The sequence below is a fragment of the Paracoccus marinaquae genome, assembly GCF_018860165.1.
In the GTDB taxonomy this organism is placed as follows: domain Bacteria; phylum Pseudomonadota; class Alphaproteobacteria; order Rhodobacterales; family Rhodobacteraceae; genus Paracoccus; species Paracoccus marinaquae.
Window position 1 is genome coordinate 68,572 of record NZ_JAHKNG010000009.1, and the last position, 11,913, is coordinate 80,484.

General features: G+C 67.2%; 17 protein-coding genes. 8 read left to right on the forward strand and 9 right to left on the reverse strand.

Annotated elements, in window-relative coordinates:
- Positions 1-45: 45 nt before the first annotated feature.
- The 9 genes from KNW02_RS07410 to mdh form a co-directional block, all read right to left on the reverse strand.
- Complete coding sequence (locus KNW02_RS07410) at positions 46-522, reverse strand: hypothetical protein (RefSeq protein WP_216032624.1); 477 nt, start codon at positions 520-522, stop codon at positions 46-48.
- Between the two features lie 61 nt (positions 523-583).
- The gene (locus KNW02_RS07415; RefSeq protein ID WP_216032625.1) at positions 584-985 is read right to left on the reverse strand and encodes a hypothetical protein; all 402 of its coding nucleotides are present in this window, start codon (positions 983-985) and stop codon (positions 584-586) included.
- 75 nt (positions 986-1,060) lie between these two features.
- Positions 1,061-1,402, reverse strand: a complete 342-nt coding sequence (locus KNW02_RS07420) for a hypothetical protein (protein ID WP_216032626.1) — start codon at positions 1,400-1,402, stop codon at positions 1,061-1,063.
- A gap of 65 nt (positions 1,403-1,467) precedes the next feature.
- On the reverse strand, positions 1,468-2,352 hold the full coding sequence (gene sucD, locus KNW02_RS07425) for a succinate--CoA ligase subunit alpha (protein ID WP_216032627.1): 885 nt from the start codon (positions 2,350-2,352) through the stop codon (positions 1,468-1,470).
- Positions 2,353-2,367: 15 nt separating this feature from the next.
- Complete coding sequence (locus KNW02_RS07430; RefSeq protein WP_216032628.1) at positions 2,368-2,832, reverse strand: hypothetical protein; 465 nt, start codon at positions 2,830-2,832, stop codon at positions 2,368-2,370.
- Positions 2,833-2,895: 63 nt separating this feature from the next.
- Complete coding sequence (locus KNW02_RS07435) at positions 2,896-3,399, reverse strand: hypothetical protein (RefSeq protein WP_216032629.1); 504 nt, start codon at positions 3,397-3,399, stop codon at positions 2,896-2,898.
- 93 nt (positions 3,400-3,492) lie between these two features.
- On the reverse strand, positions 3,493-4,062 hold the full coding sequence (locus KNW02_RS07440; RefSeq protein WP_216032630.1) for a hypothetical protein: 570 nt from the start codon (positions 4,060-4,062) through the stop codon (positions 3,493-3,495).
- A gap of 4 nt (positions 4,063-4,066) precedes the next feature.
- Entirely contained in the window at positions 4,067-5,260 is a 1,194-nt protein-coding gene (gene sucC / locus KNW02_RS07445) for an ADP-forming succinate--CoA ligase subunit beta (protein WP_216032631.1), read from the reverse strand.
- Positions 5,261-5,632: 372 nt separating this feature from the next.
- Positions 5,633-6,595 carry a malate dehydrogenase gene (mdh, locus tag KNW02_RS07450; protein ID WP_216032632.1) on the reverse strand — a complete coding sequence of 321 codons (963 nt, stop codon included), beginning with the start codon at positions 6,593-6,595 and terminating at the stop codon, positions 5,633-5,635.
- A 152-nt stretch (positions 6,596-6,747) separates the two neighbouring features.
- On the opposite strand from mdh, the gene KNW02_RS07455 reads away from it, so the two are divergent.
- The 8 genes from KNW02_RS07455 (at position 6,748) to KNW02_RS07490 (ending at position 11,910) form a co-directional block, all read left to right on the forward strand.
- A complete protein-coding gene (locus KNW02_RS07455) occupies positions 6,748-7,500 on the forward strand; it encodes a sulfite exporter TauE/SafE family protein (RefSeq protein ID WP_252733536.1) in 753 nt (250 codons plus the stop codon).
- 80 nt (positions 7,501-7,580) lie between these two features.
- Positions 7,581-8,432, forward strand: a complete 852-nt coding sequence (locus KNW02_RS07460; RefSeq protein WP_216032633.1) for an HpcH/HpaI aldolase/citrate lyase family protein — start codon at positions 7,581-7,583, stop codon at positions 8,430-8,432.
- A 42-nt stretch (positions 8,433-8,474) separates the two neighbouring features.
- Positions 8,475-9,023 carry an NnrU family protein gene (locus KNW02_RS07465; RefSeq protein WP_216032634.1) on the forward strand — a complete coding sequence of 183 codons (549 nt, stop codon included), beginning with the start codon at positions 8,475-8,477 and terminating at the stop codon, positions 9,021-9,023.
- 1 nt (position 9,024) lies between these two features.
- Positions 9,025-9,231, forward strand: a complete 207-nt coding sequence (locus tag KNW02_RS07470; RefSeq protein ID WP_216032635.1) for a DUF1737 domain-containing protein — start codon at positions 9,025-9,027, stop codon at positions 9,229-9,231.
- The gene (locus KNW02_RS07475) at positions 9,228-10,262 is read left to right on the forward strand and encodes a MaoC family dehydratase (protein WP_216032636.1); all 1,035 of its coding nucleotides are present in this window, start codon (positions 9,228-9,230) and stop codon (positions 10,260-10,262) included. The genes KNW02_RS07470 and KNW02_RS07475 overlap by 4 nt, the downstream gene beginning before the upstream one ends.
- A gap of 141 nt (positions 10,263-10,403) precedes the next feature.
- Entirely contained in the window at positions 10,404-10,820 is a 417-nt protein-coding gene (locus tag KNW02_RS07480; RefSeq protein WP_216032637.1) for a VOC family protein, read from the forward strand.
- Positions 10,821-11,116: 296 nt separating this feature from the next.
- Positions 11,117-11,509 (forward strand): succinate dehydrogenase, cytochrome b556 subunit, encoded by a 393-nt coding sequence (gene sdhC / locus KNW02_RS07485; RefSeq protein ID WP_216032638.1) that lies wholly within the window; start codon positions 11,117-11,119, stop codon positions 11,507-11,509.
- A 14-nt stretch (positions 11,510-11,523) separates the two neighbouring features.
- Positions 11,524-11,910: a succinate dehydrogenase, hydrophobic membrane anchor protein gene (locus KNW02_RS07490; RefSeq protein ID WP_216032639.1), complete on the forward strand. Its 387-nt coding sequence runs from the start codon at positions 11,524-11,526 to the stop codon at positions 11,908-11,910.
- Positions 11,911-11,913: the final 3 nt, after the last annotated feature.

Consider the following 11,913-nt stretch of genomic DNA (forward strand, 5'->3'; position numbering starts at 1 on the left):
CTACGCGTCCCTGACGCTGTGGCTGGGATGTGAGGGGGTGGGGGCTCATGCGGCGGCGCCGCATTTGACGATCATGATCTGGACGCCGGGCATGGCGCTGCCGGCGCCCGGCGAATTGGTGCGGCTGCTGGCAACGCCGGTGTCGCCGCAAAGCCGGCCCGGCACGCCATTGACGCTGGCCGGTTCGGTCTGGGCCGGGCGGAACAGCACGGTATAGCCCGAGCCCGCGTCACCGCTGACCGCAACCACGGCGGCCTGGCGCATGCCGGTGCGGCCATCGACGGCCCCCGAGAAGGTCGGCGCGGCCGGCACCTCGGGCAGCGTGGGGGCCGTCGGCGCGGTCGTGGCCGGGGCATAGGGGCTGGTGATCGCCGCCGCCGGCGTCCGCGGCGCGGGCGCGATCATGGCCGAGGGCGGGGCGACCATGCAGCCCGCCAGCACAAGGACGGCGAGAACCGGCGCGGCGGCGCACGGGCCGGCGAAAGCCGGGCGCGGGCGGGTGGTCGGAGAATGGCCAGTCATGTGAAACCCCTCGGGCAAAGGACGTGATGCGGGCGGTTGATCTGATGGTCTCATCCCGGCCTCACACACAGTAGATGTCGATGATGGCGGCGCCGGGATCGGCATAGGGCTCGATCCGGGGCACCTGTTCGATGCGCCCGGGCCGGCGACGCTCGAGCCCGCAAAGGGCGCGGGCCGCGTCCTGATCGGCATTCGCGGGCGCGCGGGCGGGATGGTAGATCAGCCGCCAGCCGAAGTCGCGGCGGGCCACCGTGCGCACGGCGTCCGGGGGCAGGGCGCTGGCGACGTGCAGATCGGTGCGCGCCGGGATGCCGCCGGGCAGCATGTCCTCGGTCATCCGGTCGCCGCAGGCAGCGAGGGCCAGCAGCGCCGCGAGCGACAGCGGCGCAGCCGACGAACCGCCGCATGCCGGGCGCATCGCCGCGTTGCGTCCTGATCCTGGCTCGGGCTCCTGTCTGTCCACGTCCTGCCTCGCGCGGTGGGTTGCCGGGGGTGACCGGTGCCGATCCTCGGACGGGCGGCACCGGCTGTCAAATCGTCAGTCGCAGGTCACCGCGATCTCGGCCAGACCTTCGGTCAGGCCGGAATCGGGCAGAGCCTCGCCGCCGGCGGCGAAGACGCTCTTGTCGGTGAAGGCGCAGATCTTCGCCGGGGCGGCGGCGACCTGTTCCGGGGTCACGTCGGCCACGCGATAGATGACCGAATATTCGTTTTCCATGCGCGAGGCCGCGACGATGGCGGTGCCCGGCATGCCGGTTGCCGCGTTCAGGGTCTCGGCCGGGACATCGGTGACCGTCACCAGATCGACTTCGGTTGCCGGTGTGCAGGCGGCCAGCAGCGCGGCGGCGGCGGCGATGGTCGGTACAAGTACGAACTTCATCTGACTCTCCTGTTGGTTATGCGTTGGACGGGCCGAACGTCTCGGCCCGCCCGGTGGTTTCACTGTCAGCCCTTGATGGCCTTCAGCACGGCCTCGCCGAGGCCCGCAGGGCTGTCGGCGACGACGATCCCGGCCTTCTTCATGGCCTCGATCTTGGATTCCGCATCACCCTTGCCGCCCGAGACGATGGCGCCGGCATGGCCCATGCGGCGGCCCGGAGGGGCAGTGCGGCCGGCGATGAAGCCGGCGGTGGGCTTCCACTTGCCCTTCTTCTTCTGGTCGGCGAGGAATTCGGCGGCCTCTTCCTCGGCCGAGCCGCCGATCTCGCCGATCATGATGATCGAGGTGGTCTCGTCGTCGTTCAGGAACATCTCCAGCACGTCGATATGCTCCATCCCCTTGATCGGGTCGCCGCCGATGCCCACGGCCGAGGACTGGCCGAGGCCCACGTCGCTGGTCTGCTTGACCGCCTCATAGGTCAGCGTGCCCGAGCGCGAGACGACGCCGACCGAGCCGCGCTGGAAGATCGAGCCCGGCATGATGCCGATCTTGCATTCGTCGGGCGTCATGATGCCGGGACAGTTCGGGCCGATCAGCCGCGACTTGCTGTCGACCAGCGCGCGCTTGACCCGCATCATGTCGAGGACCGGGATGCCTTCGGTGATCGCCACGATCAGCGGGATCTGGGCGTCGATGGCCTCGAGGATCGAATCCGCGGCGAAGGGCGGCGGCACATAGATCGCGGTCGCGTTGGCGCCGGTTTTCGCCACCGCCTCATGGACCGAGTTGAAGACCGGCAGGCCGATATGCTCGGTCCCGCCCTTGCCCGGCGTCACGCCGCCGACCATCTGCGTGCCATAGGCGATGGCCTGTTCGGTGTGGAAGGTGCCCTGCGAGCCGGTCAGCCCCTGGCAGATGACTTTGGTGGTCTTGTCGACGAGAATGGCCATGCTTTCGGCTCCTGCTTAGTTATGGGCGATGCGGAAGACCGCATCCGTCCCGTTTGTCCCGGATTCGATGGTGAAGGTTCCGCTGGTGGTATGGAGGGTGACCCGTTCGGGCGCGATGGCCGCGAAATGGCCGCCGGTCCTGTCGGCAAAGCCCTGGCCCAGCCGCTGCAATTCGGCCGGGGTGGCGGGGCTGGCCCCGGCGACGGTGAGGGCGCAGCTGCGGCCCTCGACGATCTCGGGGCGGGCCGCGGGCAGCGCCGGGGCTTCCCCGGCCGCACGCAGGGCCGCGAGGATCGTGGCCTCGTGCAGGTCGGGGGCCTCGGCGACGCAGACCGCGTCGAAGAGTTGCAGCGCCGGATTGGTGCCGCCCGTGGGCGCCCCGGTCGTCCCGGCCGTGCAACCCGCCAGCGCCGCCAGTACCAGCGCGGGGGCCAGTGCCGGGCGGATCGCACCGGTTCGGGTTGGGGTCAGACTGGCCATCGGCCGCTCCTTGCAGTCGTGTCGGGGCGCGCGGGCGGGGCCGGTGTGGCCCGCCCGCGCGGGTTACATGTTCAGGATCATCGACGAGGTGCCGTTGTCGACACATTCGCCGCTGTTTCCCGCCGCCGAATAGTGGATCCAGATCAGCCGCTGCGGGGCAAAGACGTTCAGCCCGTCGCAGGGGCCGCGCCGGCCCTCGGGCGTGCCGTTCTCGGAGGTCGACTTGTAGCCGAAGACCGCACGCGCCAGCCCCAGCCCGATGCCGCGCGCCAGATCGAGCGGCACCTGTCCGGACTGGATCATGCAATAGGTCTCGCCATTGCCGGGCACCGCGACGCCATCGACGCCCGCGCCCGAGAAGTCGTAGGAGCCCGCGTCCATCCCCGGCGAGACGCTGAACCCGGCCTTCTTCAGCGCCGGGACCAGACTGTCGGGCGCGCCGTAATTCACCATGCAGGCCTGAGCGGCGGCCTGCATCGCGCGGGCGGCAGGCGACAGGTTCTGCGCCAGCGCCGGAACCGGGGTCAGTGCCACCAGAAGGGCGGCAAGGAAATTGCACGTCTTCATTTCACTTCTCCCTCTGTTCGCGCGCGGACCCTTGCCAGCGCGGTTGCCGGCAAGCGACAAGTGCGCGCGCACTGTATTCTTGAGGCCTGCCGGTCATTGATCGGCTCCCGGCTTCTGTATGGTCCGCTCTCCATCCACTTCCAGATGCTCGGGTCCGATATTGACGCTGACCAACGACCCTTCGGGCACGGCATCGCCGGTAAGAACGTAGCGCCAGAAGCTCAGTCCCGACATCACATGCCCGGGCGGCTCATCGGGAAGCCGGACTTCCCCCCCACCCGATATCTCGAGGTCGTCACGCGCTTGGACGAAAGCCAGGAAATCCTTGGCCATGGTCTCGCCCGCATCGCCGTCACCGGCGTAAAAGCCGGTGAGACATGCGCGAGTTTCGGTACGTTCGGTCGAAATGATGGTCACGTTCTCGGCCGCATTCATGTCGCGGGGCAGAACCACGCGGACAACCCCATCGTCCGATTCAGCGACGAAACGACTGCCCGCAGGGTCCTGGTCGAGAAGCGCGGAATAGGCTTCCGGATCGCTCAGCGCTGGAATGCACCGGCTTTCGAACATTTCGAAGGCGTCGGTGATGCCAGCCGTGTGGTTCTGGGCAAAAAGTGGAGTCGCGATGACGCCGGTCAGCAACAAGGCGAAGGGTCCACGCATGATCCTAGCCCTTCACCGCCTTCACGATCTTTTCCGCGCCGTCCTTCAGGTCGTCGGCGGCGATCACGTTCAGGCCGCTTTCGTTGATGATCTTCTTGCCCAGATCGACATTGGTGCCTTCCAGACGCACGACCAGCGGGACCTGCAGGCCGACCTCCTTCACCGCCGCGACGATGCCCTCGGCGATGATGTCGCAGCGCATGATGCCGCCGAAGATGTTCACGAGGATGCCCTTGACGTTCGGATCCGAGGTGATGATCTTGAACGCCTCGGTCACCTTCTCCTTGCTGGCGCCGCCGCCCACGTCGAGGAAGTTCGCCGGCTCGGCGCCGTAAAGCTTGATGATGTCCATGGTCGCCATCGCAAGGCCCGCGCCGTTGACCATGCAGCCGATCTCGCCATCCAGCGCGATGTAGTTCAGGTCGAACTTCGAGGCGGCCAGTTCCTTCGGATCTTCCTCGGTCTCGTCGCGCAGGGCGAGGATGTCGGGCTGGCGATAGAGGGCGTTGTTGTCGAAGCCCATCTTCGCATCGAGGCATTTCAGGTTGCCGTCGGTGGTGACGATCAGCGGGTTGATCTCGAGCATCTCCATGTCACGCTCGATGAACATGCGATAGAGGTTCTTGATCAGCGCCACGCATTGCTTGATCTGTTGACCTTCCAGCCCGAGGGCGAAGGCCACGCGGCGGCCGTGGAAATCCGACAGGCCCGAGGCCGGATCGACGCTGAAGCTGACGATCTTCTCGGGGGTCGAGGCGGCGACTTCCTCGATATCCATGCCGCCCTCGGTCGAGGCGACGAAACTGACGCGCGAGGTGCCGCGATCGACCAGCAGCGCCAGATACAATTCGCGCGAGATGTCGCTGCCATCCTCGATATAGATGCGGTTGACCTGCTTGCCCGAGGGGCCGGTCTGATGCGTGACCAGCGTGCGGCCCAGCATCTGGCGGGTCAGTTCCTCGGCCTCGGCCACGGATTTGGCCAGGCGCACACCGCCCTTTTCACCGGCGGCGGCTTCCTTGAAGCTGCCCTTGCCGCGACCGCCGGCATGGATCTGCGCCTTCACGACCCAGAGCGGGCCGTCCATCTCGCCCGCGGCCGATTTCGCCTCGTCGGCCTTCATCACCACGCGGCCATCGCTGACCGGGGCACCGTATTGACGCAGCAGGGCCTTGGCCTGGTATTCGTGGATATTCATCTCGATCCCCTCGTTCGGTTCGGCAGATTGGGCGGGTAGTGGCACAGACGGCCGCCCCCGCGAAGCGATATTCCCTGAAATACAACAAAACGGGCCGGAACGCGCCATATGTGATCACGGCTGGAATGGGTGTGATCACGAAAGCCCCGGCGCTGCGTCGCGGCATCGCGATTCGTCCCCGGCGCCGGCCCCTGCGCCGATCCCGGCGCGGCCCTGCGACCCGGCCGGCCGCGCCCGGCCGCCCGCCGTTCATCGGGCAGGGCTGCGGCGGGGCGGGGCAGGGCGGCAGGACGGCGGTGCATCACGGACCCGGAACGGAAAACGGCGCGCCCAGAATGGCGCGCCGCATCCAAAGTCTCAAGACCCGTTCGGTCAGGCGAGGTTGCTGTCGATGCCCTTGCAGGCCGCGACCAGACCCTTCACCGCATCGACCGACTTGTCGAACATCGCCTGTTCGTCCTTGTCCAGCTTGATGTCGATGACCTTCTCGACCCCGCCGGCGCCGATCACGGTCGGCACGCCGACATACATGCCCTTCAGCCCGTAGGCGCCGTCCACATAGGCGGCGCAGGGCAGGACCCGCTTCTGGTCCTTGAGATAGGCCTCGGCCATCTCGATGGCGCTGGTCGCGGGCGCATAGAAGGCGCTGCCGGTCTTCAGCAGGCCGACGATCTCGGCGCCGCCGTCGCGGGTGCGCTGGACGATGGTGTCCAGCTGCTCCTGCGTGGTCCAGCCCATCTTGACCAGATCGGGCAGCGGAATGCCGGCCACGGTCGAATAGCGCGCCAGCGGCACCATGGTGTCGCCATGCCCGCCCAGCACGAAGGCGGTCACGTCCTTCATCGACACGCCGAATTCGAGGCTGAGGAAGTGGCGGAAGCGGGCCGAATCCAGAACCCCGGCCATGCCGCAAATCTTGGCATGGGGCATACCGCTGAACTCGCGCAGCGCCCAGACCATCGCGTCCAGCGGGTTGGTGATGCAGATGACGAAGGCGTCGGGCGCGTGCTTGGCGATGCCCTCGCCCACGGATTTCATGACCTTGAGGTTGATGCCCAGCAGGTCGTCGCGGCTCATCCCCGGCTTGCGGGCGATGCCGGCGGTGACGATGCAGACATCGGCGCCGGCGATATCGGCGTAATCATTGGTGCCCTTCAGGGTGGCGTCGAAGCCCTCGGAGGGGCCCGATTCGGCGATGTCCAGCGCCTTGCCCTGCGGCGTGCCCTCGGCGATGTCGAACAGGACGACATCGCCCAGTTCCTTCATCGCAGCCAGATGTGCCAGCGTGCCGCCGATCTGCCCCGCACCGATGAGTGCGATTTTGGGTCGGGCCATGGTTAACCTCCGATTGCTTGGATGGAATGTTGCGCGGTGGTTAAGCTGTCGCGCAAGAAATCGCAAGCCTGTGAGGCATGGCGCGGCGCTGATGGCCCTAACACTTGCCATTCGGGCCGACCGCGGGCAGGAAAGCGGGCAAAACCGGGGGCATGATGCTGCAACTGACGACCGAGGGCTGGATCCTCGCCGTGCTGGCCTCGATGGCGGTGGGCATGGCCAAGGGCGGGCTGGCGATGGTGGCGATCATTGCCGTGCCGATCCTGTCGCTGGTGATGTCGCCGGTGCAGGCGGCGGGGCTGCTGCTGCCGGTCTATGTCGCCTCGGATCTGGGCGGGCTGATCGCCTATCGGCACAATTTCGACCGCCGCGTGCTGGCGACCTCGCTGCCCGGTGCGATCGCCGGCATCGGGCTGGGCTGGGCCACGGCGCATATCGTGCCGGCGAAGGGGGTGACCCTGATCGTCGGGCTGATCGGGCTGGTCTTTGCGCTGAACGCGCTGATCCGGCCGGACCTGTCGGGCCAGCCGCGCCGGACCTCGGCCGTGCGGGGCAGCATCTGGGGCGGGTTGGCCGGCTATACCAGTTTCGTCAGCCATGCCGGCATGCCGCCCTATCAGGTCTATATCCAGCCGCTGCGCCTCAGCCCGCTGGTCTTCGCCGGCACGACCACCTGGTTCTTCGCCATCTGCAACTGGATCAAGCTGATTCCCTATGCCGCCCTGGGGCAGCTTTCGATGGCGAATCTGAAGGCGGCGGCGCTGCTGATCCCGGCGTCGCTGCTGTCGGTCTGGCTGGGGCTGTGGCTGGTGAAGGTCATCCCGCAGGTCCTGTTCTACAAGCTGATCACCTGGGGGCTGCTGCTGGTCTCGATCCGGCTGATCTGGCAGGTGGTTTCCAGCTGATGCCGCGCTGCGGCGAAAGCCCCTTGCCAAATCTGGCGCTGCGGGGCAGTTTCGCGCAAGAAAATTGCCCGGAGGTTGCCATGGCCCGCCCGTATCGGTCCGTTCTGTACATTCCCGCCGCCAATGCCCGCGCCATGGAAAAGGCGCAGGGGCTGGCCGCGGACGCGATCATCTTCGATCTGGAGGACGCGGTGGCCCCCGGTGAAAAGGCCGCGGCGCGCGATCAGCTGGCCGCGGCGCTGGCGAGAGATTACGGCGGGCGGGCGCGGATCGTGCGGATCAACGGGCTGGCCACGGAATGGGGCGAGGATGACGCCCGCGCCTGTGCCGGGGCAATGGCGGGCGGCGCCGATGCGGTGCTGATTCCCAAGGTCGATTCGGCCGCCGATCTGGACCGGGTGGCGGCGCTGGTGCCCGATCTTCCGCTCTGGGCGATGATGGAGACGCCCCTGGGCATGCTGAACGCGGGCCAGATCGCCGCCCATCCCCGGCTTGAGGGGATGGTGATGGGCACCAACGATCTGGCCAAGGAACTGAACAGCCGCTTCCGCCCCGACCGTTTGCCGATGCAGGCCGGGCTGGGGCTGTGCCTGCTGGCCGCCAAGGCGCATGGCAAGGTGATCGTGGACGGGGTCTTCAACGCCTTCAAGGACGAGGACGGGCTGCGCGCGGAATGCGAACAGGGCCGCGACATGGGCTTTGACGGCAAGACCCTGATCCACCCCGCGCAACTGGCGATCGCCAACGAAGCCTTCGCCCCGACCGAGGCCGAGATCGACCTTGCGCGCCGCCAGATCGCGGCGTTCGAGGCCGCGACGACCGAGGGCAAGGGCGTGGCGGTGGTCGATGGCAAGATTGTCGAGAACCTGCATGTCGAGACCGCCCGCAAGACGCTGGACCGCGCGGAGGCCATTGCCGCCATGGCCGGATAAGGGCAAAGTGAAGGGGATTCACATCAAGCGGAGGAAAGCCAGATGCTGATCCTGATACTGGGTGTGGCCCTGTGGTGGGCGGCGCATCTGTGGAAACGCGCCGCGCCGGGCCTGCGCGCGCAGTTCGGCGACAAGGGCAAGGGCTATGTCGCCGGGGCCCTGGCGCTGGCCCTGATCCTGATGATCTGGGGCTACAAGACCGCCGACGGCGCGGTCTGGTGGGGGCCATCGGCGGCGATGAAGGGCATCAACAATATCCTGGTGCTGATCGCCTTCTACCTGTTCGCCGCCGCCGGCATGAAGACCGGCATCACCCGCCGCATGCGCCATCCGCAACTGACCGGATTCGCGCTCTGGGCCTTTGCGCATCTTCTGCCCAACGGCGATCTGCCCAGCCTGATCCTGTTCGGCGGGCTGCTGGCCTGGTCGCTGGTCGAGATGGCGGCGATCAACCGCGCCCAGCCCGACTGGACCCCGCCGCCGCCGGTTCCGGCGCGGAAAGAGGCGATGGCCGCGGTCGGCGCGCTGCTGGTCTTTGGCGTCGTGGCGCTGATCCACGGCTGGCTGGGCTACAACCCGTTCGGAGCATGACATGACGACGATCTATCGCTGCATCACAGAGGACGACACCGTGCGCTTCTGCCACCGCGTCAGCGAGGCGCTGTCCAAGGGCTGGGCGCTGCATGGCAGCCCGGCGATGGCGCATGACCCGGTCACGGGCGTGATGCGGCTGGCACAGGCGGTCACGAAAGAGATCGAGGCCGACTATCACCCTGACATGAAACTGGGACAGCAATGACAAAGACCAATCCGGGCCGTTTCTTCGAGGATTACCGCGTCGGGCAGGTGATCCGCCATGCCGTGCCGCGCACCGTGGCCGAGGGGGAACGGGCGCTGTATCACGCCCTCTATCCCGCGCGCCACGCGCTCTATTCCAGCGACGAGTTCGCGGCCTCCTGCGGGCTGGAAAGCAGCCCGATGGACGACCTGATCGCCTTTCACATCGTATTCGGCAAGACGGTGCCGGATGTCAGCCTGAACGCGGTGGCCAATCTGGGCTATGCCGAGGGGCGCTGGCTGCGCCCGGTCTGGCCCGGCGACACGCTGCGTTCGGAATCCGAGGTGATCGGGCTGAAGCAGAACTCGAACGGCAAGTCGGGCGTGGTCTGGGTCCGCACCCGCGGGCTGAACCAGATGGACGAGCCGGTGCTGGACTATGTCCGCTGGGTGATGGTGCGCAAGCGCGATGAGGGCGCTCCGGCACCCGAGGCGGTGATTCCCGATCTGGCGGGCGCGGTGCCGGCGGCGGATCTGGTGTTGCCGGAAGACCTGAACTTTTCCGGCTACGACTTTGAACTTGCCGGTGAACCGCACCGCTGGGGCGATTACGAGGTGGGCGAGAAGATCGACCATGTCGATGGCGTCACCATCGAGGAGGCCGAGCATATGCTGGCCACCCGGCTGTGGCAGAACACCGCCAAGGTGCATTTCGACGCCACCAACCGCGAGGACGGCAAGCGGCTGATCTATGGCGGCCATGTCATCAGCATGGCCCGCGCGCTGAGCTTCAACGGGCTGGCCAATGCGCAGATGATCGTGGCGCTGAACGCGGGCGCGCATGCCAATCCCTGTTTCGCCGGCGACACGGTGCGGGCCTGGTCCGAGGTTCTGGACAAGGCCGAAACGGCGGCGCCGGGCGTCGGCGCGATCCGGCTGCGGCTGGTGGCGACCAAGGGCGACAGCGGTGCCTTCGCGCTGAAGGGCGCGGACGGGAAATACGCGCCCGAGGTGCTGCTGGATCTGGATTACTGGGCGCTGATGCCGGTCTGAGCCGGCGTCGTCGGGGCAGGGTCGCCGGAAGGGGGCGGACGTGCTTGCAGGAGCGTCCGGCGAAGGGCCGTCTGTCTGTCGGCCTTCGTCGCCGCAGGTGGCACATTGCCATAGCCGGGCTTTCGGAAAGGAACCCGCAGCATGATCGCCTATGTCACCGTCGGAGCCGATGATATCGCCCGCGCAAGACGGTTCTACTCGGCCTTCCTGCCCGCGCTTGGCTACCGGCTGGACGAGGTTCACGGGGATCTGAGTTACGCGCTGCCCGTGCGACCGGGCCAATCCCCCAATCTGCCGGAATTCTACGTCAAATCCCCCTTCGATGGGCAACCGGCCTCGGTTGGGAACGGTGCGATGATCGCCTTCGAGGCGCGCAGTCAGCAGCAGGTTCGCGACCTTCACGCCGCCGCGCTTGCCGCAGGCGGGTTTGACGAGGGCCGGCCGGGCTTTCGAGACGCGTACGGGCCGCATTTTTACGTCGGCTACCTCCGCGACCCCCAAGGCAACAAGATCGCGCTGTTCTCCAGCGATTCGAACGAGCCCGGGCGCGACGGATAGCGCGGGTTACACGGACGGCAAGGGCTTTCGCCGCGCTGAAGGGGATCGCCCGGCCTGCGCCTTCCCGGATCTTCCTGCGGGGTGGCGCTGTCCCGCGGCCTCCCTGCCGGCTGTGATCACAGGCGGCGGGTGCGTGATCACGATCAAGAAAAATGCAATGAAATCGGTTCCGGGGCTGGCATAATCGCGTGACAGTTGGCATCAATGCCGTCAGAAGCACCATCGATCGCCAGCCCGCGCGGCCAGCCTGCAGCCTGCGACGGGTCGAGCCAGAACCGACAAAGGAGGGCCGCCTCATGGCCGATGTCAACCGGGGTAACCGGCCGCTTTCCCCCCATCTTCAGGTCTACAAGCTGCCGGTCGCGGCGGTGACCTCGATCCTGACGCGGATCACCGGCCATGCGCTGGTCGCCGGCATCCTGCTGGTGGTCTGGTGGCTGGTCGGCGCGGTCAGCGGGCCGGGCGCCTTCGCCGCAGCCGACTGGGTGGTCCGGTCCTGGCTGGGCTTCCTGATCCTGGCGGGGTCGGCCTGGGCGCTGTGGTATCACACGCTGGCCGGGATCCGGCACCTGTTCTACGACGCCCTGATCGGGCTCGAGATCGAGTCGTCGCGGAAATCCTCATGGGCGGTCATCGTCGGCTCGGTCGTGCTGACGCTGTTCACCCTGATCCTGTTCTTCATCGGCTGAGCGAGGGAAAAGCCATGCGTTACATCACCCCCCGCAAGGCCGCGCAGGGACTGGGCCCGGCCCATAGCGGCACCAGCCATCACTGGGCCATGACCGTCAGCTCCTGCGCGCTGATCCTGCTGACACCCGCCTTCCTGCTGGTCATCGGCACCGCCATCGGCCTGCCGCGCGAGGCGGTCATCGCCTATTTCGGCCGGCCCTATCCGGGCCTCGTGACCGCGCTCTTCGTGATTGTCGGCATGATCCATTTCATCAAGGGCACGCGGATCATGATCGACGACTATTTCCAGGATACGGCCCGCAAAGTGGCGATCATCGTCTCGGTCATTTTCGGCTGGGGCGTGATCGCGGCCGCGGTCTTCGCGCTGGCGAAGATGGCCTTCATCACCGTTGCGATCTGAGGA

Coding starts and splice junctions, on each gene's coding strand:
- KNW02_RS07410 (WP_216032624.1), bottom strand. CDS start 522: ATGACTGGCCATTCTCCGACCACCCGCCCGCGCCCGGCTTTCGCCGGC.
- KNW02_RS07420 (WP_216032626.1), bottom strand. CDS start 1,402: ATGAAGTTCGTACTTGTACCGACCATCGCCGCCGCCGCCGCGCTGCTG.
- sucD (WP_216032627.1), bottom strand. CDS start 2,352: ATGGCCATTCTCGTCGACAAGACCACCAAAGTCATCTGCCAGGGGCTG.
- KNW02_RS07430 (WP_216032628.1), bottom strand. CDS start 2,832: ATGGCCAGTCTGACCCCAACCCGAACCGGTGCGATCCGCCCGGCACTG.
- KNW02_RS07435 (WP_216032629.1), bottom strand. CDS start 3,399: ATGAAGACGTGCAATTTCCTTGCCGCCCTTCTGGTGGCACTGACCCCG.
- KNW02_RS07440 (WP_216032630.1), bottom strand. CDS start 4,062: ATGCGTGGACCCTTCGCCTTGTTGCTGACCGGCGTCATCGCGACTCCA.
- sucC (WP_216032631.1), bottom strand. CDS start 5,260: ATGAATATCCACGAATACCAGGCCAAGGCCCTGCTGCGTCAATACGGT.
- mdh (WP_216032632.1), bottom strand. CDS start 6,595: ATGGCCCGACCCAAAATCGCACTCATCGGTGCGGGGCAGATCGGCGGC.
- KNW02_RS07455 (WP_252733536.1), top strand. CDS start 6,748: ATGATGCTGCAACTGACGACCGAGGGCTGGATCCTCGCCGTGCTGGCC.
- KNW02_RS07460 (WP_216032633.1), top strand. CDS start 7,581: ATGGCCCGCCCGTATCGGTCCGTTCTGTACATTCCCGCCGCCAATGCC.
- KNW02_RS07465 (WP_216032634.1), top strand. CDS start 8,475: ATGCTGATCCTGATACTGGGTGTGGCCCTGTGGTGGGCGGCGCATCTG.
- KNW02_RS07470 (WP_216032635.1), top strand. CDS start 9,025: ATGACGACGATCTATCGCTGCATCACAGAGGACGACACCGTGCGCTTC.
- KNW02_RS07475 (WP_216032636.1), top strand. CDS start 9,228: ATGACAAAGACCAATCCGGGCCGTTTCTTCGAGGATTACCGCGTCGGG.
- KNW02_RS07480 (WP_216032637.1), top strand. CDS start 10,404: ATGATCGCCTATGTCACCGTCGGAGCCGATGATATCGCCCGCGCAAGA.
- sdhC (WP_216032638.1), top strand. CDS start 11,117: ATGGCCGATGTCAACCGGGGTAACCGGCCGCTTTCCCCCCATCTTCAG.
- KNW02_RS07490 (WP_216032639.1), top strand. CDS start 11,524: ATGCGTTACATCACCCCCCGCAAGGCCGCGCAGGGACTGGGCCCGGCC.